This window comes from Bradyrhizobium sp. LM2.9 (assembly GCF_054056555.1).
Genome location: NZ_JBSRYJ010000002.1, coordinates 3,099,697 through 3,119,220, shown reverse-complemented (window position 1 = coordinate 3,119,220; position 19,524 = coordinate 3,099,697). Strand labels below are relative to the sequence as shown.

At 64.7% G+C, this 19,524-nt stretch carries 20 protein-coding genes and 4 pseudogenes; 12 read left to right on the top strand and 12 right to left on the bottom strand.

Annotated elements, in window-relative coordinates:
* Positions 1–38 precede the first annotated feature (38 nt).
* Positions 39–797 (bottom strand): flagellar type III secretion system pore protein FliP, encoded by a 759-nt coding sequence (gene fliP / locus ACVWW3_RS16845; RefSeq protein WP_247351949.1) that lies wholly within the window; start codon positions 795–797, stop codon positions 39–41.
* Positions 794–1,751, bottom strand: a pseudogene (locus ACVWW3_RS16840) (flagellar biosynthetic protein FliO). Before ACVWW3_RS16840 ends, fliP begins: the two are co-directional and overlap by 4 nt.
* A gap of 347 nt (positions 1,752–2,098) precedes the next feature.
* Here ACVWW3_RS16840 and flgB point away from each other — a divergent pair.
* From flgB to ACVWW3_RS16790, 10 genes and pseudogenes are all read left to right on the top strand, one after another.
* Positions 2,099–2,503, top strand: coding sequence for a flagellar basal body rod protein FlgB (flgB, locus tag ACVWW3_RS16835; protein WP_247351945.1), 405 nt, complete (start codon positions 2,099–2,101; stop codon positions 2,501–2,503).
* 15 nt (positions 2,504–2,518) lie between these two features.
* On the top strand, positions 2,519–2,944 hold the full coding sequence (gene flgC, locus ACVWW3_RS16830; protein WP_027567607.1) for a flagellar basal body rod protein FlgC: 426 nt from the start codon (positions 2,519–2,521) through the stop codon (positions 2,942–2,944).
* Positions 2,945–2,960: 16 nt separating this feature from the next.
* The gene (gene fliE / locus ACVWW3_RS16825) at positions 2,961–3,269 is read left to right on the top strand and encodes a flagellar hook-basal body complex protein FliE (protein ID WP_007612285.1); all 309 of its coding nucleotides are present in this window, start codon (positions 2,961–2,963) and stop codon (positions 3,267–3,269) included.
* 134 nt (positions 3,270–3,403) lie between these two features.
* Entirely contained in the window at positions 3,404–3,667 is a 264-nt protein-coding gene (fliQ, locus tag ACVWW3_RS16820; RefSeq protein ID WP_129268713.1) for a flagellar biosynthesis protein FliQ, read from the top strand.
* A gap of 17 nt (positions 3,668–3,684) precedes the next feature.
* A pseudogene (fliR, locus tag ACVWW3_RS16815) lies at positions 3,685–4,456 on the top strand (flagellar biosynthetic protein FliR).
* Between the two features lie 11 nt (positions 4,457–4,467).
* Positions 4,468–5,547, top strand: coding sequence for a flagellar biosynthesis protein FlhB (flhB, locus tag ACVWW3_RS16810; protein ID WP_456649296.1), 1,080 nt, complete (start codon positions 4,468–4,470; stop codon positions 5,545–5,547).
* 154 nt (positions 5,548–5,701) lie between these two features.
* Positions 5,702–8,272: a cell cycle histidine kinase CckA gene (gene cckA, locus ACVWW3_RS16805; RefSeq protein WP_456672026.1), complete on the top strand. Its 2,571-nt coding sequence runs from the start codon at positions 5,702–5,704 to the stop codon at positions 8,270–8,272.
* Between the two features lie 191 nt (positions 8,273–8,463).
* The gene (locus ACVWW3_RS16800; protein WP_456649297.1) at positions 8,464–9,456 is read left to right on the top strand and encodes a Tim44 domain-containing protein; all 993 of its coding nucleotides are present in this window, start codon (positions 8,464–8,466) and stop codon (positions 9,454–9,456) included.
* A 127-nt stretch (positions 9,457–9,583) separates the two neighbouring features.
* Positions 9,584–9,833 (top strand): annotated as a pseudogene (locus tag ACVWW3_RS16795) (lectin); the annotation flags it as partial.
* Between the two features lie 83 nt (positions 9,834–9,916).
* Entirely contained in the window at positions 9,917–10,624 is a 708-nt protein-coding gene (locus ACVWW3_RS16790) for a glutathione S-transferase (protein WP_456649298.1), read from the top strand.
* A 158-nt stretch (positions 10,625–10,782) separates the two neighbouring features.
* Here the strand turns inward: ACVWW3_RS16790 and ACVWW3_RS16785 are convergent, their stop codons facing one another.
* From ACVWW3_RS16785 to ACVWW3_RS16775, 3 genes are all read right to left on the bottom strand, one after another.
* Complete coding sequence (locus ACVWW3_RS16785; protein WP_354046200.1) at positions 10,783–11,457, bottom strand: methyltransferase family protein; 675 nt, start codon at positions 11,455–11,457, stop codon at positions 10,783–10,785.
* A 116-nt stretch (positions 11,458–11,573) separates the two neighbouring features.
* On the bottom strand, positions 11,574–11,747 hold the full coding sequence (locus tag ACVWW3_RS16780) for a hypothetical protein (RefSeq protein ID WP_247351930.1): 174 nt from the start codon (positions 11,745–11,747) through the stop codon (positions 11,574–11,576).
* 206 nt (positions 11,748–11,953) lie between these two features.
* The gene (locus tag ACVWW3_RS16775) at positions 11,954–12,427 is read right to left on the bottom strand and encodes a hypothetical protein (RefSeq protein WP_456649299.1); all 474 of its coding nucleotides are present in this window, start codon (positions 12,425–12,427) and stop codon (positions 11,954–11,956) included.
* A 247-nt stretch (positions 12,428–12,674) separates the two neighbouring features.
* Here ACVWW3_RS16775 and ACVWW3_RS16770 point away from each other — a divergent pair, with 247 nt between their 5' ends.
* Positions 12,675–14,330 (top strand): fumarate hydratase, encoded by a 1,656-nt coding sequence (locus ACVWW3_RS16770; protein ID WP_456649300.1) that lies wholly within the window; start codon positions 12,675–12,677, stop codon positions 14,328–14,330.
* Positions 14,331–14,464: 134 nt separating this feature from the next.
* On the opposite strand, the gene ACVWW3_RS16765 is transcribed toward ACVWW3_RS16770, so the two are convergent.
* The 6 genes and pseudogenes from ACVWW3_RS16765 to ACVWW3_RS16740 form a co-directional block, all read right to left on the bottom strand.
* Positions 14,465–14,614: a hypothetical protein gene (locus tag ACVWW3_RS16765; RefSeq protein ID WP_456649301.1), complete on the bottom strand. Its 150-nt coding sequence runs from the start codon at positions 14,612–14,614 to the stop codon at positions 14,465–14,467.
* A gap of 76 nt (positions 14,615–14,690) precedes the next feature.
* Positions 14,691–14,987, bottom strand: a complete 297-nt coding sequence (locus ACVWW3_RS16760; RefSeq protein ID WP_247351923.1) for a hypothetical protein — start codon at positions 14,985–14,987, stop codon at positions 14,691–14,693.
* A 104-nt stretch (positions 14,988–15,091) separates the two neighbouring features.
* Positions 15,092–15,646, bottom strand: coding sequence for an inner membrane-spanning protein YciB (locus tag ACVWW3_RS16755; RefSeq protein WP_354103892.1), 555 nt, complete (start codon positions 15,644–15,646; stop codon positions 15,092–15,094).
* Between the two features lie 12 nt (positions 15,647–15,658).
* A pseudogene (locus tag ACVWW3_RS16750) lies at positions 15,659–16,233 on the bottom strand (hypothetical protein).
* 77 nt (positions 16,234–16,310) lie between these two features.
* Positions 16,311–16,574, bottom strand: coding sequence for a hypothetical protein (locus ACVWW3_RS16745; RefSeq protein WP_456649302.1), 264 nt, complete (start codon positions 16,572–16,574; stop codon positions 16,311–16,313).
* Positions 16,574–18,013, bottom strand: a complete 1,440-nt coding sequence (locus ACVWW3_RS16740; protein ID WP_456672025.1) for a carotenoid oxygenase family protein — start codon at positions 18,011–18,013, stop codon at positions 16,574–16,576. Before ACVWW3_RS16740 ends, ACVWW3_RS16745 begins: the two co-directional genes overlap by 1 nt.
* A 106-nt stretch (positions 18,014–18,119) precedes the next feature.
* On the opposite strand from ACVWW3_RS16740, the gene ACVWW3_RS16735 reads away from it, so the two are divergent.
* The gene (locus ACVWW3_RS16735) at positions 18,120–18,854 is read left to right on the top strand and encodes a TetR/AcrR family transcriptional regulator (RefSeq protein WP_354046211.1); all 735 of its coding nucleotides are present in this window, start codon (positions 18,120–18,122) and stop codon (positions 18,852–18,854) included.
* A gap of 29 nt (positions 18,855–18,883) precedes the next feature.
* Here ACVWW3_RS16735 and ACVWW3_RS16730 read toward each other — a convergent pair whose 3' ends face one another.
* Entirely contained in the window at positions 18,884–19,489 is a 606-nt protein-coding gene (locus tag ACVWW3_RS16730) for a hypothetical protein (protein ID WP_456649304.1), read from the bottom strand.
* Between the last annotated feature and the right edge of the window lie 35 nt (positions 19,490–19,524).

The following is a 19,524-nucleotide window of genomic DNA, read 5'->3' as shown; positions in this document are numbered from 1 at the left end:
CGAGGCGGCAACCTTCGCGGGCATGACGGCGGTGGAGATCACCCCCCGTAGCTCTGCACAAGGCTTCCCGCTACCAGCGACCAGCCGTCGACCAGCACGAAGAAGATCAGCTTGAACGGCAGCGAGATGGTTGCCGGCGGCAGCATCATCATGCCCATCGACATCAGCACGGAGGCGACGACGAGGTCGATGATCAGGAAGGGGAGGAACAGCAGGAAGCCGATCTCGAAGGCGCGCTTCAGCTCGGAGATCATGAAGGCGGGGACCAGGATGCGTAAGCCGAGTTCGTCGGGGGTGGCGGGTGGCGGCTCGCCGGAGAGATCCAGGAACAGCTTGAGGTCCTTCTCGCGCACGTTCTTCTGCATGAAGCCGCGCAGGGGAACGGAGGCGCGCTGAAGCGCGTCCTCGACGCTGAGCTGATTGGCGACGAGCGGGCGGATGCCCTCGTCGTAGGATTTCTGCAACACCGGTCCCATCACGAAGAAGGTAAGGAACATCGCCAGCGCGATGATCACCGAGTTCGGCGGAGCGGTCGCCGTGCCCATCGCGGTGCGCAGCAGCGACAGCACGACCACGATGCGCGTGAACGACGTCATCATGATCAGGATCGACGGTGCGATCGACAGCACCGTCAGCAGCGCGATCAGCTGAATCGCACGCTCGGTGACGCCGCCGCCGCCCGGACTGCCGCCGAGATTAATGCTGATGTCCTGCGCATGCGCCGGCATCGCGAGCGATGCCGCGCCGATCAGGATAGAAAGAAAAAAAACTCTACGCGGGAGGGCCGGCAGCCTCACGAAGACGGCTTTGGACGGCCAAGCAGCGAGGCCATTTCGTCTTCGAGATTTTCAAAGCTGGTCTTTTCCGGGGCCGGCTTTGCGGGTGAGGCCGGTGGTGCCGGCGGTTCGCTGCGGGCCGCACGCGGGGGCTCCGGCGCGACCGGAGGGGCAAGCGTCTCGCCGGCAGGGCGGCGCAGCGCAGCTTCGAGCCGCTGCGCCATCTCGGCGAGATTCTGCTCGGCGCTCGATGGCGCCGCAGGAGCGGGCGCCGGCGGCGGAACGGGCGGAGCCTGCGGCACAGGCGGAGGAGGCGGCGGCGCGGCTGCGCGCTCGGGAGGCACCTTCACGGGCTCGCTCTGGCGCGGCGGACGCGGCATCAGAGGGGGTTCGTTGCGGGCAACGCGCGGCGGAATAGGTTCGGGACGCAGCTCGCGCTCGGGGCGCGGCGCGAGCGGCTCGGACATGAAGCCGCCCCGCGGCGGCTCGTTGCGGCGTTCGGCCATGGCGGGAGCGGGCCGGCGCACTTCGTCGGCGAAGGACGGGCGCGCGGGCCGCGGCGGCGGCTCGGGCATCTGCGGTTCGGGATGATCGAGCAGTTCGGGCCGCGGTGCTTCGTCGGCCCAGCCGCTGGTATCAGGCATTGGCGCAAGACGCGGCGGCTCGGCGGCATTGGGACGCTGCGGGAGCTGGTCGCGGCCGGGCGCTGCGCGCACGATGTTGGGCTCGACGACGATGTCGGTGGGGCCGCCGATCATCAGCAGATGCTCGACATTGTCACGCCGGACCAGCACGAGGCGGCGGCGGCCGTCGACCGCGGCGGCATCGATCACGGCGAGCCGGGGGCATGCGGCCGCGCTGGGTGTTGGCGCCGAGCCGGCTGGTGGCGAATCGGCGAACCAGCCATGCAGCGACGCCGATCAACGCCAGAACGACGATGAACGCGACGATGAAGGTGATAGGGCTGCCTTGCATACTTGTCCCCGACAATGGCGCTTCTCTCGTGCCCGTGGTCAGATGCGCCAACCACCGGCATACGATGCCCCAAACTGCGATTTCTTAACGTCCCACGGCAAGTTTTGCCGTCCCCAACTCTTAATAACCTATGAATCGCTCGATCCAAAACGACTTCTTGGCCTGTGCACGCGCCGCCAAGGGGTTGGGTTAATGCCGTTTTGGAAGGCGTAGAATCACGGGGGCGCGCATTCGTGTTCCGGCGGGGGACATCCGCCCGTGACGTCCTTAACCAGCTGTTAACCATACACGCGGCAAATTCTGCCTAGCTTCGGACTTTGGTCCGTGAGGCGGAAGGAGCCGCAACGATGTCAATCAACGATCTCCCGGTGCTGTCGGCGCTTCGCACCAAGATGCAATGGCACCAGGAGCGCCAGCGCGTCCTGTCCGAGAACGTCTCCAATTCCGACACGCCCAAATTCCGGCCACGCGACCTGGTCGAGCCGAAACTGGACAAGGCCGGCGCCGTCACGGGTTCGATGGGCCCCCTGGCGCTCACCCGCACCAGCGGTTCCCACATCGCGCCATCAGGCGGGGCCTCCGGATTCGACCAGAACAAGAATGCGGGTTTTGAGACCCGCCCCGCGGGCAACGCCGTCAATCTCGAAGAGGAGATGATGAAGGCCGCCAGCAACCAGATGGATTATGCGGCGGCGACCTCGCTCTATTCGAAGAGCCTGCATCTGCTCAAGACCGCGATCGGCAAAGGCTAGGGCTGGAGGTAGATCATGGCGAATGACAGCAGCGACTTTGCCCGCTCCATGGCGATTGCGACCTCCGGTCTGCGGGCGCAGGCCGGGCGCATGCGGGTGATCTCGGAGAACATCGCGAACGCGGATTCGACGTCGCAGAGTGCCGGCGGCGATCCCTACCGGCGCAAGGTGCCGACTTTCTCCTCCGCGCTCGACCGAACGCTCGACGCGCAGGTCGTCACCCTCGGCCGGATCAAGCCCGACCAGTCGAACTTCCGCACCAAATACGAGCCGAACAATCCGGCGGCGGATGCGACCGGCAATGTCAAATATCCCAACGTGAACTCGGTGGTCGAGATGACCGACATGCGCGACGCGCAGCGGTCCTACGAGGCCAATCTCAACATCATCAGTGCGACGCGCCGGATGATCCAGCGCACCCTCGACATCCTCAAGAGCTGAACAGGACATTTGAGCCATGGCAACACCGACAATTGCCGCCAACGCCTACGCAAACCTCGCCCGCGTGCTGGAGAACAGCGGTGCCGGCAAGGGCAGCGAGCCGAGCGGGCAGTCCTTCGCCTCGCTTCTGAAAGACACCGTCGGCAGCGTCCTGGAGTCCGGCCGCAAATCCGATGCGCAGACGGTGGCGATGGCCGCTGGCAAGGCCAACGTGATGGACGTGGTGACGGCGGTCGCGGACACCGACGTCGCGGTGTCCACGCTGGTCTCCGTCCGCGACCGTGTGATCGCGGCCTATGAAGACATCATGAAGATGCCGATCTGATTTCGACCTCCGTCGTCATTGCGAATCTTTCCAGGGCGGCAGCCTGGATTGCTTCGCTGCGCTCGCAATGACGGGGAGGGGGCGTTCGATCACCGCGAGGCGCGGAGATGAGACTTGAACAAAGGAAGTTTGCAATGACCGGACCGGAAACCCTCGACGTCGCGCGTGATGCGATCTGGACCATCGTGATCGTGTCGTCGCCCCTGATGATCGTGGGGCTCGTGGTCGGCGTCGTCGTGTCGCTGTTCCAGGCGCTGACGCAGATCCAGGAGCAGACGCTGATCTACGTGCCGAAGATTTTGGCGATCTTTGCCACAATGCTGCTGGCACTGCCGTTCATGGCCGACGCACTGCATTCCCACATGCTGCGGATATCGTCGCGAATCATCGGCGGCTGAGGCACAATGCGCCGGTCATGCGCATCGACGTCTCGCTGCTGCCGGCGCTTGCCGCCTCCTTCATGCTCGCCTTCGCCCGGGTCGGCGCGATGGTGATGCTGTTGCCGGGCCTGGGCGAGACCAATATCCCGACGCGGATCAAGCTGTCGATCGCGCTGCTGCTCACGCTGATCATCCTGCCGCTGCATCGGAGCGCCTACCACGTCGACATGGAATCGATCGCGGCGCTGCTCGTCCTGATGCTGCATGAGATCGTGATCGGCATCGTGCTTGGGGCGACCGCGCGGGTGACGTTGTCGGCGCTGCAGGTTGCCGGTGCCGTGATCGCGCAGCAGATGGGGCTCGGTTTCGTCACCTCGGTCGATCCGACGCAGGGGCAACAGGGTGTGCTGGTCGGCAACTTCCTGACGATGCTGGGGGTGACGCTGCTGTTCGCCACCGACAGTCATCATTCTGGTGATCGCGGCGCTGAACGACAGCTACGCGATCTTTGCGCCCGGCGAGACCGTGTCGAGCGGCGATGTCGCCGCGCTGGCGACGCGCGCCTTCGCCGCCGCATTCCGCTTGGGTTTGCAGCTTTCCGGCCCGTTCCTGGTGTTCGGCCTCGTCTTCAACATCGGGCTTGGCGTGCTGGCGCGGCTGATGCCGCAGATGCAGGTCTATTTCGTCGGCGTGCCGCTCTCGATCTTCGCCGGTTTCCTGGTGCTCGCCGTGGTGCTCACGGCGATGATGGGCACCTATCTCGACTATTTCATCGGTGTCATGCACCAGATGATGCCACTCAAGTGACCGGGTGATCGATGGCGGAAGACAACGATCCAGAGAGTCAAACAGAAGACCCGACGCAAAAACGTCTCGAAGATGCGCTCGAACGCGGTGACGTTGCCAAGAGCCAGGAGATCAACACCTGGTTTATGATCGCGGGCGCTACGCTCGTGGTATCGAGCTTCTCAGGCTCGGTCGGCAGCGGGCTGATGACGCCGATGCGCAACCTGCTTGCCAATTCCTGGATGATCAAGACCGACGGCCGGGCTCTGCTCGCCCTGATGCAGCAGATCGAAGTCGCGGTGCTCGCGGCGGTCGGCGTGCCGCTGCTGATGCTGGTGCTGGCGGCAATTGCGGGCAACATGCTGCAGCACCGCCTGGTGTGGTCGGCCGAATCCCTCAAGCCCAAATTCAGCAAGCTGTCGCCCGCCGAAGGCCTCAAGCGCATCTTCGGCAAGCAAGCGGCTGCGAACTTCCTCAAGGGTCTGGGCAAACTGATCGTGCTCGGCGCGGTCATGACCACGATCCTGTGGCCGGAGCGGCATCGTATGGAGGCGATGGTCAGGCTCGATCCGGCCGCCATGCTCGGCGCCACCACCAGCCTGACCATTCATCTGCTCGGCGCGGTGGTCGCGGCGCTCGCGATCATCGCCATTGGCGATTATTTTTTCCAGTATCGCAGCTGGTTCCAGCGGCAGAAGATGTCGCTCCAGGAGATCAAGGAAGAGTTCAAGCAGTCCGAAGGCGACCCGCACATCAAAGGCAAGCTCAGGCAGCTGCGCCAGCAGCGCTCCAAGAAGCGCATGATGGCGGCGGTTCCCAAGGCCTCCGTGATCATCACCAACCCGACCCACTATTCGATCGCGCTGTCCTACGAGCGCGGCATGTCGGCGCCGATCTGCGTCGCCAAGGGCGTCGACAACCTCGCTTTCAAGATCCGGGAGATCGCGCGCGAGCACGACATCCCGATCGTCGAGAACGTGCCGCTCGCCCGCGCGCTCTACGCCACCGTCGAGATCGACCAGGAAATCCCGACCGAGCACTACCATGCAGTCGCCGAAGTCATCGGCTACGTCATGCGTCTGAAGAGCGGATTCGGCGCCAGCCGGCAATAAAACCCCTGAAAAGTACTGGAAATGGCCGTAATCTGGGAATCAGCGTACCTTTCGCCCCTGCTGCCCTTGCGCCTGCGGGTCCGATTCAGGCAGGGAGGACCCCACGCGCCCTGTAGCGCGTTGATTCTCTGCCGACAGGCTGCGCCAGCTTGAGATGACTGCTGAGACCGACCACGACCTCACACGCGAGCCCGTTGCGGCGCCCGAACCGTCGCCGCGCTCGGGTAGCATTGCGCTGGTGCTGCTGGTGGCCGCCGGCCTCGTCGCCGTCGCCATCGGGCTGATGACGCTCGGGCGCGCGCAGGCGCAGCCCTATATCCTCGGCATCCTCGCCGTGCTGGCGATGATCGGCCTGTTCAACCTGTTCGCCTTTGCGGCCGGCATCATCCGCTTCGTCGATCGCAATCTCGACGACCCCGTGATGGGGCGCATCGCCGACCACGCCTTCGATGGCCTGGCCGTGACCGACCCGCGCGGCCATGTGGTCTATTCCAACGCCGCCTATCTGACGCTGACCGGCGCCACCGGCCCGCAGGAGGTGCGCCCCGTCGAGCGCGTCTTCATCGGCAACCCCGACGTCTCCGAAGCCGTGTTCCGCCTGTTGAAAGCCGCGCGCGAAGGCAAGCGGCAGCAGGAAGAGGTGCGGATCTCCGGCCAGGACGGCAGCCAGGGCCGCTGGCTGCGCATGCGGGTGCGGCCCCTTGGCACGGGAAAGCGCGAGACGAAATACGCGGTGTGGTCGATCGCCGACATCACCCGCGACCGCGAGCGCCAGGAGGACGTGTTCCAGGAACTCCAGCACGCGATCGAATATCTCGATCACGCGCCCTGCGGCTTCTTCTCGGTCAATCCGGCCGGCGAGCTCGCTTATGTCAACGCGACGCTGGCGAACTGGCTCGACCACGACCTCGCCGAGATCGGCTCGGGCGGGCTGAAGCTCACCGACATCGTCTCCGGCGACGGCGCTTCGCTGCTCACCGCGATCGTGGCGGTGCCGGGCGAGGTGAAGACCGAAGTCTTCGACATCGACCTGCGCATGCGCACCGGCAAGACCATGCCGGTGCGGCTCTATCACAAGCTCGCCTTCGGCGCCGACGGTGCGCCGGGGCCGTCGCGCACGCTGGTGATCAGCCGTGCCCGCGATGAGCGCAGCGATCCGGACCGCGCCGCCGAAGTGCGCTTCATGCGCTTCTTCGACCATACGCCGATGGCGATCGCGACGGTGGACCGCGGCGGCAACGTCGTGCGCTCCAATGCGCGCTACGCCAAGCTCGGGCAGGCGCTGGGGCTCGACAGCGCCAGCAAGTCGATCTTCCGCGCAGTCAGTTCGCGCGACCGGCACCTTTTGATCGCGGCCATCAACCAGGCCGCGGAGGGACAGGCCGATGTCGCGCCGGTCGAAGTCGCACTCGAAGGCACCAAGGAGCGCTGGGGCCAGTTCTTCGTTACGCCGGTGGACGCGGCCGAGAACGACGCCGAAGCCGCCATCGTGCACATGCTCGAGACCACCGAGCGGCGCGCGCTGGAGAACCAGATCAACCAGTCGCAGAAGATGGAGACGGTCGGCCAACTCGCCGGCGGCATCGCTCACGACTTCAACAACGTGCTCTCCGCCATCATGATGGCGAACGACTTCCTGCTGAACGCGCACAAGCCGACCGATCCGTCGTTCCAGGATATCATGCAGATCAAGCAGAACGCGACGCGCGCCGCCACGCTGGTGCGGCAGTTGCTGGCGTTCTCGCGGCGACAGACGCTGCGGCCGCAGGTGCTCGATCTCGGCGACGCACTTTCCGACCTCGCGATGCTGCTGCGTCGGCTGATCGGCGAGAAGGTCAAGCAGGAGACCATCCACGGCCGCGATCTCTGGCCGGTCAAGGTCGACGTCTCCCAGTTCGAGCAGGTGGTCGTCAATCTCGCGGTCAACGCGCGCGACGCCATGCCGGAAGGCGGCAAGCTGATCATCCGCACCGCCAACGTCACCACAGAGGAAGCCGCCAGGCTCGCCTACAAGGGCATGCCGGCCGCGGACTATGTGCGGATCGAGGTCGCCGACACCGGCACCGGCATTCCCGCCGACATCCGCGACAAGATCTTCGAGCCGTTCTTCTCGACCAAGGAAGTCGGCAAGGGCACCGGCCTCGGGCTCTCCACCGTCTACGGCATCGTCAAGCAGACCGGCGGCTTCATTTACGTGGACTCCGAGCCGGGGCAGGGCACCTCGTTCCACATCTTCCTGCCGCGGCATCACGCCGAGCCTGAAGAGCAGGTCGAGCAGCCCGCGGCGGTCGTTGGTGCGGCGAAGGAGGCCGGGCTTGCGGCGGAAGCCAAGCCCCGCACCGATCTCACCGGGCAGGGCACCATCCTCCTGGTCGAGGACGAAGAGGGCCTGCGCGCGCTCAACGCACGCGGCCTGCGCTCGCGCGGCTACACCGTGGTCGAGGCCGAGAATGGCGTCGAGGCCATGGAGTTGCTGGACGAGCAGAGCGGCGGCATCGATCTCGTCGTCTCCGATGTCGTGATGCCGGAGATGGACGGCCCGACCCTGCTCAAGGCGATGCGCGAGAAGAATCCCGACATCAAGTTCATCTTCGTCTCCGGCTATGCCGAGGACGCGTTCGAGAAGAGCTTGCCCCAAGGCCAGCAGTTCGACTTCCTGCCAAAGCCTTTCACGCTCAGCCAACTCGTGGCGGCTGTGAAGGAGACGATGACGAAGGTAGGGTGAGGCTTTGAGGAAAAAGCGGAATTCTCCCCTCCAAGCCGCCGGTAACCCGTGACCACAGTTCCTCGCACACCCGGCCAAGCGCCCGCCAAATATGGGCTTTTGCCACATCCCCGCGACTGAGGGCCGCAGCCATAAGTTCCGAAACCATCTTCACTTTTCGGGAAGTCTGCCCATCTTAAGGACACGTCCCCATGCCGGGGATTTGGGAAACGCACATGAAGTTCTCGCAACGCTCCCGCAGTCTCTTCAAGACGATCGCTGTCGTGCTGGCGCTTGCGCTGCCGACCGCGCTGGCGATCTCGTCAGCCGACGCGCGCGTCGGCGGCGGCATGTCGTCCGGTTCGCGCGGCTCGCGGACCTATTCGGCCCCGCCGTCGACCACGACCGCGCCGGGTTCGACGTCGCAGTTCAATCGCACCTACACCCAGCCCGGTGCAGGCATGAATTCGGCCGCAACCGCGCCTGCGCGCGGCGGCCTGTTCGGCCGCGGCGGTGGCTTCCTGGGCGGCCTTGCGGCCGGGTTCCTCGGCGCGGGCCTGCTCGGCATGCTGTTCGGCGGTGGCCTGTTCGGCGGCCTTGGCGGCCTGTCCTCGATCCTGGGCCTGATCATCCAGATCGTGCTGGTGGTAGTCGTGGTGCGGCTGGCGATGTCGTGGTGGCAGCGCCGCCACACGCCGCAGGCTGCCTATGCCAACGCGAATGCCGGTGCCGGCCCGGGACCTGATACGAACTCCCGCATTGGTCTTGGCACTGGCTTCGGCTTTGGTGCCAACAACGCGCCGCTCGAGATCAAGCCGGCGGACTATGAGGCGTTCGAGCGTCTGCTCGGCGACGTCCAGGCCGCTTGGTCCAACGAGGACGTGGCCAAGCTGCACACGCTCGCGACGCCGGAAATGGTCTCCTATTTCGAGCAGGACCTCGGCCAGAACCGCGGGCGCAACGTCGTCAACAAGGTCAGCGATGTGAAGCTGTTGCAGGGCGACCTCGCGGAATCCTGGCGCGAAGGCGAGACCGACTACGCGACAGTGGCGCTGCGCTTCGCGCTCACGGACAAGACGCTCGACCGCAACACCGGCGCGATTGTCGCCGGCAGCGAGCAGCCGGGCGAGGCCACCGAAGTCTGGACCTTTGCCCGACGCCCGGGCAGCGGCTGGGAATTGTCGGCGATCCAGCAGACCAACTGATCGCAGACGACATGAAAAGCCAAGGCGTCGTGCTTCTTGCACGGCGCCGTTTTCTTTTGGGACGTCTCGTATCGCGGAACCGGAATAAGCGGGCGCGCCTCGGGTTGAAATCCGGCGGCCAACGATAAACATCCTCACGGCCTCGCAAGCTGACGGCACCCGATTTTCCCGCGGGTGACGACAAGATCTGCAAGAACTGGACGTCGAGCACGCAAGGCGCGGCGGTTGTCGGCCGCGCCGATCGTCAAGGCCTGTGCGATGACGAACCATCGAAATCGTGGAACAGTTCGCATCCCTCGCGCGGCCCCGATGGCGGCTGCTCGCAGGCCGATCTGAAGAGCACCGGCGGCGACGGCTTGCTGTATTGCTTCGCGGCGATTGAGACGCGGAACTCTCTCCCCCGTCATGGCGTTCGTGGTTGCGTGCTACACTCGCCGCAACGCAATCACGGACCCCTCCCATGAAGTACGAACTCTACTATTGGCCCGAGATCCAGGGCCGCGGCGAATATGTGCGGCTGGCGCTGGAAGAGGCGGGGGCGGCCTACGTCGACGTGGCGCGCGGTCCGCACGGCATGGCTGCGATGATGAAGATGATGGACGCGCACAAGGGCACGCCGCCCTTTGCGCCGCCGTTTCTCAAAGCGGGAAAACTCATCGTCGGCCAGACCGCCAACATCCTGCTCTATCTCGGCGCCCGCCACGCCCTCGCCCCGAAGACGGAGGCCGGCCAACTCTGGCTGCATCAGCTTCAGCTCACGATCACCGACCTTGTGGTCGAGATTCACGACACCCATCATCCGCTCGGACCCTCGCTCTATTACGAAGACCAGAAGCCGACGGCGAAGAAGCGCACGGCGGATTTCTGGGGCGAGCGCGTGCCGAAATATCTCGGCTATTTCGAAGACCTTTTCGCCGGCAATGGCGGCGCCTATATCACCGGCCGCAAGCTGACCTATGTCGATCTCTCGCTGTTTCAGATCGTCGACGGCCTGCGCTACGCGTTCCCGAAGCGCATGAAGGCGTTCGAGAAAGATATCCCGGGCCTCGTCGGCCTGCGCGATCGGGTCGCCGCGCGGCCGAACATCAAGGCTTATCTCGAAAGCGAGCGCCGTATTCCCTTCAACGAGCAGGGCATCTTCCGTCGGTATAAAGAGCTCGATAATTAGCCGGTCCGGAGGGAGGCTGGCGGCAGCCCCCGTTCCGGACCGGCCGTTTCGGGCGCGATCAATCGCCCGAACACGTCGTGGCTTTCGAGCGCTTGCCAACGCTTCGGAACATCGTCGCGTCTTCCTTCCGTGCATCGCACAGGAGAGTGATGCGCAACTCACCACGCGCCGGGCAACAAGCGATAGCGCACGCGCGTCATATAATCGGAGTAGCCCGGCAGGCCTTCGCGCAACGTGCGTTCCTCGATGCGAATGCGGGCTGCAAACAATACGAGGACGAGCGGCACCATCAGAAGTCCCCACCACGAGCCCAGCAGCAGCGGCACGCCGGCGAAGAACAGGATCATGCCGCTGTACATGGGATGGCGCACATGCGCGTAAGGCCCCGTCGAGATCACGCGCTGCGCGCGCTCGGCTTGCAGCTTCACCACGGGCGCGGCGAACGAGTTCTCGCGGAAGACCCAGAGGATGAAGAGCGTCGAGAGCAGGAACAGTGCGAGGCCGAGCATCTGCAGCGCGAGCGGCATGTCGGAGGATAGCGTGCGCCGGTCGAGCCCCATCGCGGCCAGCCAGACCAGCATCACGACGACGAAGGCGATCATGAACACCTTGTCGGCGGCCGGCTGGTCCTTTTGCAGGACAGGCCGCAGACGTTCGGCGAGCAAGGCAGGGTCGATCCGGTAGAGCCACCAGCCGCAGAGCGGGCCGAGCAGGGCGCAGGTGGCAAGGAACACCCAGGCCGAAGGCCAACGCATCGTCCCGGCGCAAGCGAACAGCAGCGCGCCCATTGCGACAGTGGTAATCGTGTTCTGTAGCAGCAGTTTTGCGATCATGCGCAGGTCTCAGGGTAGACGCGCACGATATTGGTCCCATTATCCGGCAAAGATGCGGCCGGACGCGCGAAAGGCCCGATCGAGCGGATCGGGCGCTTTATTGCGAAACGGACGGATCAGGCGAGCTGATCGATCCGCGTACCCTGACCCGGCGGCAGCGGCGCAGGCGGCGGCGGCTTATAGGTCGGGTCGTTGTCCTTGGTCTTGGTCTGATCGTCCTGCTGCTTGGTCGCGTCGTAGCTCGGCACCACGATCGCGATCGGCGGCGGCGAAACGGTAGAAACGCTCATCCACAAATCCTCACGCATGGAAACAATTGACCTTGCACCGCGAGGCGCGAAATTTCCTTCAAGGCAATCGTTAAAATGCGAACGATCCGGCGCGCTGGGATGTGCTCTCGGACCTCTCCTCGTCATTGCGAGGAGCCCTTGCGACGAAGCAATCCAGTCTGTCACCGCGGAGACAGTTTGGATGTGCTTCGCTACGCTCGCCCCGCCTATTCGTCCTTGCCGCGCGTGATCGTGATGGACGCGTCGGTTTTGGTGCGGGTGCATTCCATGTTGAGACGCCGATAACGCATGCTGATCTTGTCGCCGCGCAGGAGTCCCATCCGCTTCAGGCAGCGTGTCGCGCCCGTCGTCGTATCGTCCTTCGTCACGGTGAAGACGATCGCCGCCATCGACCCCACCAGCGCGAAGAACTCCGGCTTGGGCTTGCGATCGCCTTTGGCATAGAGCTCGATCGAATATTTGTCGCCACGGCAGGCCACAGACAATTCCTTGGCCGCGGGGTGCGTCAGGTAGACGACATTGGCGGCGCGGAAATTCACCTTGAGGCGATCGACCTGGTTCGCCAGCTCCTTGGCGCTGTCGTCGCAGCGGTCGGCGCGTGCGGGCGAGGCGAGGGTCACAAGGCCGGTGATGGCGGCGGCGACCAGGATCGCGCCGCGGACGTTCAAGTTCAATGCCATGATAAAAAGCCCCTTATGGGCGTATTCAAGCGTCGTCCCGCGCGTAGCGCAAGGGGTGCGCCCAGGGTCTTCACCGGCATCATGAGGGACACGTGTCCGCCCGAGAGCCGCCGAAAAAGGATCGCCATGCCGCCGAATCGGGATGCCCCGACCGCACCAGACCGCCTTCCCTTTGCGGCAAAAAAGCTTAGAACGCTTCTATGAAAGGGGCCCATGCGAGGGCCCCAAAACCTCGAGATTTCAGCCCATGAACGCTCCTACCGCCTTCCCCGACCCGTCAAAACCCGTTCCGCCCTACAAGCACACGCCGCTGTTTCCGCTGGGCAGGGACGAGACGCCCTACAAGAAGATCACGGCCGAGGGCGTGCGGGTCGAGAAGGTCCTGGGGAAAGACATGCTGGTGGTGTCGCGTGAGGCGCTGCGGGCACTGTCCGAGGCGGCTTTCGGCGACATCAACCACTATTTGCGGCCGGGGCATCTGAAGCAGCTCCGCGCGATCCTGGAGGACGGCGAGGCGAGCCCGAACGACAAGTTCGTCGCGCTGGATTTTCTGAAGAACGCCAACATCGCGGCCGGCGGCGTGCTGCCGATGTGTCAGGACACCGGCACCGCGATCATCATGGGCAAGAAGGGCTGCAACGTCATCAGCGACGGCGACGACGAGGCCGCGCTCTCGGAAGGCGCGCGCGATGCTTACCTGCGCCGCAATTTGCGCTACTCGCAGGTCGCGCCGCTCTCGATGTACGAGGAGAAGAACACCGCCAACAACATGCCGGCGCAGTGCGAGATCTACGCCGAGGGCGATGACGCCTACAAGTTCATGTTCATGGCGAAGGGCGGCGGCAGCGCCAACAAGAGCTTCCTGTTCCAGGCCACGCCCTCGGTGCTGACCAAGGACCGGCTGCTCGCCTTCCTGAAGGAGAAAGTGTTGACGCTGGGCACTGCGGCGTGCCCGCCCTATCACCTCGCCATCGTGATCGGCGGCACCTCGGCCGAACTCTGCATGAAGACGGTGAAGCTCGCCTCGGCTCGTTATCTCGACGCGCTGCCGACCCACGGTTCGCCCGACGGCAACGCGTTCCGCGATCTCGAAATGGAGCAGGAAATTCTGAAGATGACGCAGTCGCTCGGCGTCGGCGCGCAGTTCGGCGGCAAGTATTTCTGCCACGACGTGCGCGTGATCCGTCTGCCGCGTCATGGCGCCTCGTTGCCCATCGGGCTCGGCGTGTCCTGCTCCGCTGACCGCCAGGTGCTCGGCAAGATCACGAAGGACGGCGTCTATCTCGAAGAGCTCGAGCACAACCCGGCGCAGTATCTGCCGCAGGTGGAGCAGGCGCTCGGCGGCGAGGTCGTCAAGATCGACCTCAACCAGCCGATGAAGGATATTTTGGCGACGTTCTCGAAGTATCCGACCAAGACACGGGTCTCGATGAGCGGCACCATGATTGTCGCGCGCGATTCCGCGCATGCCAAGCTGCGCGAGCGGTTGGATAAGAGCGAGCCGCTGCCGGACTATTTCAAGAACCACCCGGTCTATTACGCCGGGCCCGCCAAGACGCCCGAGGGCTACGCCTCCGGCGCGTTCGGCCCGACCACCGCAGGCCGCATGGATTCCTTCGTCGACCAATTCCAGGCTGCCGGCGGTTCGATGGTGATGGTCGCCAAGGGCAACCGGGCACCTGCCGTGCGCGAGGCCTGCAAGAAGTATGGCGGCTTCTATCTCGGCTCGATTGGTGGCGCCGCGGCGAACCTTGCCGAGCACTGCATCAAGAAGGTGGAGGTGCTCGAATATCCCGAGCTCGGCATGGAAGCGATCTGGCGCATCGAAGTCGTCGACTTCCCGGCGTTCATCATCATCGACGACAAGGGCAACGACTTCTTCAAGGAGTTGAATTTGGGCTGAGGCGGCGTTCCCCGGATGCTGCGCAGCATGAAATGATGCGCTGCTGATCCGGGGTCCATTTTGGCAGCATGGGTCCCGGCTCTGCGACGCACCGCTTCGCGCTGCATCGCGTCCGAGACACGAGACTTACGCGCTCAGCTACAATTGGTGACCTGGTTGGAGCACAGCGCGCGCCACCAGCCACGGACGCCGTCCTGGCTCTCGACAAGGCCCCGGAGGCTGCGCTTCGGCCCGCCGTCGGTGGTCCGATAGGCCGTGCCGGCGACATAGCCTGCCGGCACCATAGCGAGCGCGCTTGCCTGCCACGCCGGTTCGGCATCGTCCGCGCGCGCCGAGTGCGCGCACGGTTGCCGCGCAACCTTACGCGCGCGTGCCGGTGAACGGGAAGCTGCCCATCGGGCCGATGCCCATCTCCCCGCTCATGCTGTCGCCGGAGACGGTTCCGATGAATTCGAGCGTCAATGGCATCGGATTGGTGATCGAGACCTTCCAGTTGACGGCATCTCCGCTGACGGCGCCGTCGAAAATCTCGGCGGTATTGCCTTCCGCACCCTGCGTGCCGTTGAGCGTGCCGCCGGCGGCCGTGAGGCTCAGCGTCGCCTTGCGCTCGCCCATGGGCGTCGTCATGGTCAGAGTCCAGTTGCCGTCCACGGCCATTCGGGTCTCCCAAAATTCCGGCGGACCGCGACGATCCGCGGGCCAGTCCCGGGTCGAGCGTATAGCGCAACTCGCAGCAGCTGCCTACGCTCCGTTGGAGGCATTCAGGCGCGGGCGGCCGCGCGTCGTCGGCTGGTGACGATGAGGCGAAGCACGACATACTGCACGGCAAAGGCGAGGATCTTGGCGCCGCCTGCGACCACCGTGATGTAGAACACCCACAGCTTCAGATCGCCTGTGGAGGCGACCGCGATCATGCCGGCACCGATCACGAACATCAGCCCCGCCCAGGCATAGCCCGCGGCCGTCACATATTCCGGGACGGTCTCGACGACGATCGCCGGCATGTAGCGCAGCATCCAGCCGCGCTTGAGCATGATGAGGCCGATCGCGAAATGCGCGATCGAGGGCTTCGCCAGCATGAAGCGGGGATCGTTGGTCAGCAGCGTGACCGTGCCCAGCACCACGACGAGCGCGACGCTCGCATAGGTCATGTAGTTGAGCTGCTGTCCCTTGACGCGGGCGTAGATCACCTGCGCGATTGCTCCGGCAATCGCAGCCGACGTTGCCAGGACGATGTTGTCGGTGATGAGGTAGATGACCAGGAAGACGATGGCGGAGAGGAAGTCGGAAGCGAGGCGGGCGAATACGTCCTTCATCGTCGATCCTGTTCAGCGTGTGTGGAGCATTGCGCTGGATGGCGTAGCGTACTTGATCTGGCGATACTCCGGATACCATTTTGTGAAATAGATCGCGCTGTTGCGGGCCGCGAAGGCGACCGCAAGGCTCGACCACAGCGGCAGGCCGGGGACATAGAGCAGCACGAGATTGGCGGCCGCCATCAACAGCGCGGCCGCGGTCCATGCGCCGGTGATGACGTAATTGGCATTGAGAAAGACGGGCAACGCCGCGGTCTCGGCCGGCACGGACTCGAGCGCGTATTGCAGCGTGAAGGGACGGCGGACCAGCATCGAACCGAGCGAGATGACGAAGATGCCGATGTCGACCGACAGCTTGACACCGAGCGTGCCGAGCGCCGGGTCGAACAGCGCGAGGTGGAGGCCGATCGCGGCAAACAGCAGCGCCGAGCCCATGGCCAGGATCTTCACGGAGCGGCCGCGCACGCATCGATCGCGACGGTGGCGAGACAGATTGCCGCGGCCACGAACACGCTGATCGTGGCCGATGTCGTCAGCATCAGGAAGGTGTAGGCGCCGTAGGGCGCGAGGATCAGGAAAATCGCCATGGTCCGCCTCGGTCAGGCCAAATCTTTACGATGTAAAGATAAATAGTTCAGGGACGAAGCAGGGTCAAGCGATATCTTTACAGTGTCAAAATTACGTAAGCGACTTCCAAAAACTGAATTGTTGCAACGGCTTGCTCGGTGATTTCGTCAGCGAATTCCGCCCAGGGCAGGCGCGATAGGACGGGTAGCGCGCAGGCGATCGAGAGGCCGAGGGCGAGCAAGATACCGCCGTTGAAGATGGTTTGGCCGCTCCGCCTCAGCCGGATCATCTGGAGTGAGAGCGCGGCGCAGATCAGGATGAGGACGACGAGACAGTCCGCAGTGATCGAGGGCATGTGCATCAGAGACCTCTACGGTGATATCCGCGATGACGAGGGATAGCTACTCGCGCGCCGACCCAATTGCCGTGAAAGCCATCGGGCACGCGGTGGCCGAGCTGCACCAGTGCGACGGGGCCGGCCTCGACATCGGTGGCATTGAAGGCGGCGAGGTCGCTGCGGTTCTCTCGCGCACGCCAGACCACTGCGAGCAGCCAGCCGTCGCCTTCCGCTGCATCCGTCGATCGCTCGACGAACACCGGTTCGGAAATGGTGTCGCCGGCCGGCAGCAGATAATGGCCGAGGCGCTTTCCATTGCCGTCGACATGGACGATGCCGGACAGCGCGCCGAACATCGGCAGCCGCGGATTGGCGCAGGCGTACCAGCCGTGACGGTTCATCAGTCCGGCGCGGCGGTCGTCGATGCGCGGGAATTCGCCGGTGAGATCGTCGAGATAGGTCTGCTGGAAGCGGTCGGTATTCCCCGAGAGATCGAAGGTCCAGCGGCAGTGCCGGGCAAACGATTTCTTGGGATCGGTGGGTGTGCCGTCGGGATGGGTAAATAGCGGTGCTTCCTCGAACTGCATGACGTCGGCGATGATGCGGTCGCCGTCCTCCCACGCATTCATGACGTGGAAGACGTAGCAGGCTTCAGCGCGAAACCAGACGATGTCCTTCGCGCTGCCCTTGCGCTTGACCACGCCGACATAGGCGCCCTTGTCCGGCTCCCAGGCATAGGGCGGCCGCCCGCTCATCGCACGCTCCATGCTGCCGGTGACGGGCAGGATCGGAAACAACACATGGTTCGCGGTGACGATGAAGTCGTGTACCATGCTGGCATAAGGCGCTTCGAACCGTTCGAAGCGCGTCGCCTTGCCGGACGCGTCGATCGACCCGTAGGAGAGGGCAGGCGTCAGCGGTCCCGCGGCGTTGTAGCCGAAGAACACCAACTCGCCGGTGACGGGATCGACCTTGGGATGGGCTGTAAAACTGCCCGCGACGCGGCCCTGATAATTGTGATAGCCGCGCGTCGCGAGCGTGCCCGGCTCGATCTCGGTCGGCAGGTGCGCTTCTTCCAGCGCCAGCAGCTTGCCGGCATGGAAGATGATGTTGGTATTCGCGACGCCGCCGTCGATGAGGTTCGCTGGCGCATCCGGCAGCTTGCGGCCGAAGCCGCCGAACAATGCGCGGCCGGCATCGTGCTCGGCCAGCCATTTCGGCGTGCGGACCCAGCGGTTGCGATAGCTGGCGCGGCCGTGATCGAGGTGAAAGGCGTGCAGCATGCCGTCGCCGACGAACCAGTGCGCGCCGGGCGCGTCGAACTGGGGATTGGGGCCGTTGCGATAGAGCGTGCCGTTCAACTCGCGCGGCAATTCGCCGATGATCTTGAGGAACGGTGCGTCGGCCTCGAATGGAATCGGCGCGAGGTTGTGGCGGCGTTCGGCAACGGCGTCCTGCTGCACGGTCTATCCCTCCGTATCTTTACATCGTAAAGATGAAATAGTTCCGATCGTCGCGGCCGTCAAGTGAAATCTTTACACTGTCAATATTGCGTCTTATAGCTTGCTGATGGGCAAGAGCGATACCAGGACCGAATCCCCGCGGCGCGCGCGCACGTCGCGAAAGACATCGTCGGCAGCGACACCGCCGCGTTCCGCGCGACGGCCGGCGAGCGTCAAGACCGAGGCGCCATATCACCACGGCGCGCTGCGCGAGGCGCTGCTCCGGGCCGCCGAACGGGTGCTGGAGCGCGAGGGGCTCGCCGGCCTGACATTGCGCGCGGTGGCGCGCGAGGCGGGCGTCTCGCATGCCGCGCCCACCCATCATTTCGGCGACCTCACGGGACTTCTCAGTGAGCTCGCGGCGGTCGGCTTCCGCCAGTTCAATGCGGCGATGGCGTCATCCTGTGACGCCGCTACCACGCCGCTCGCGCGCGCGCTGGCGCGGCCGAAAGCCTATGTCGCCTATGCCCAGGCTCATCCCGGCATGTACGGCATCATGTTCCGCACCGAGCGCCTCGACTATTCCAGGCCGTCGCTGCACGAGGCGGCCGAGGCTTCTTTCGCCGGGCTCGCCAATGCCGTCGGCATGATGCGGCAGGAGCAGATCAGCGGCGATGCGCTGACGCTCAATCAGGGCGCCGCGATCGCACGCGCCTGGTCGATGGTGCACGGTTTTACCACGCTGCTGCTCGACGGACGGCTTTCGGACATTCTGGGACGGCTGCCCGAGGGGACGACGGCCGAACGCCTGCTCGAGGCGATGCTGATGGCACCCATAACCGGGAAGCCGCCGGGTCCCTGATCAATTGGGACATGATGCCAGGCGAACGCCTAGCGCATCGTCGCCAGCTCCACGGCGCGGCCGCGGGCGCCGATGATCTTCACCTCGTCCTTGCCGCAGCGAAAACTGCGGGCAGAATCGTCTGCGGCCTTGCGGGCGAGTTCATTGCTGTTCGGGTTGGCGATCGCGTCGATATAGGCGACGTGGCAGACCGGTCCCGGCGGCAGCCGGGTCACGACGAGCATGGCCTTGGTGTTCGGCCGCCCCTGCTTGTCGGGGTCGGTGCCATCGGCGATGTGCCAGCGCTGAATGATCGCAAACGGTTTTGCGGCCGCTGTGCGCCACTCGACGGTGGTTTCGGACGAGTTGAACGGGCCGAACCAGACTTTTGCCGCCGGTTCCTCGGCCGCCGCCTTGCGATTGCGGCCGACGGAAACGATTTCGCGAAGATCGTCCTCGGCGATCAGGACCACGAGACCATCCTTGCCCTTGCAGACCCGCGTGGTGCTGCCGTCGAGCTCGCCGGGCTTGCCGATTTGACGGCAATCCTTCGGCGCCGTCGAGGTGTAGGCGCTGCCTATGGATTGGGCTGCGGCGCAGTCGAGACCGGTGCACAACAGCAACACGGCCATGCCTGCGGTGGTGATGTGGTTCATGACAACGCCTTTGATCGAGCGGGAACTCCGTACCA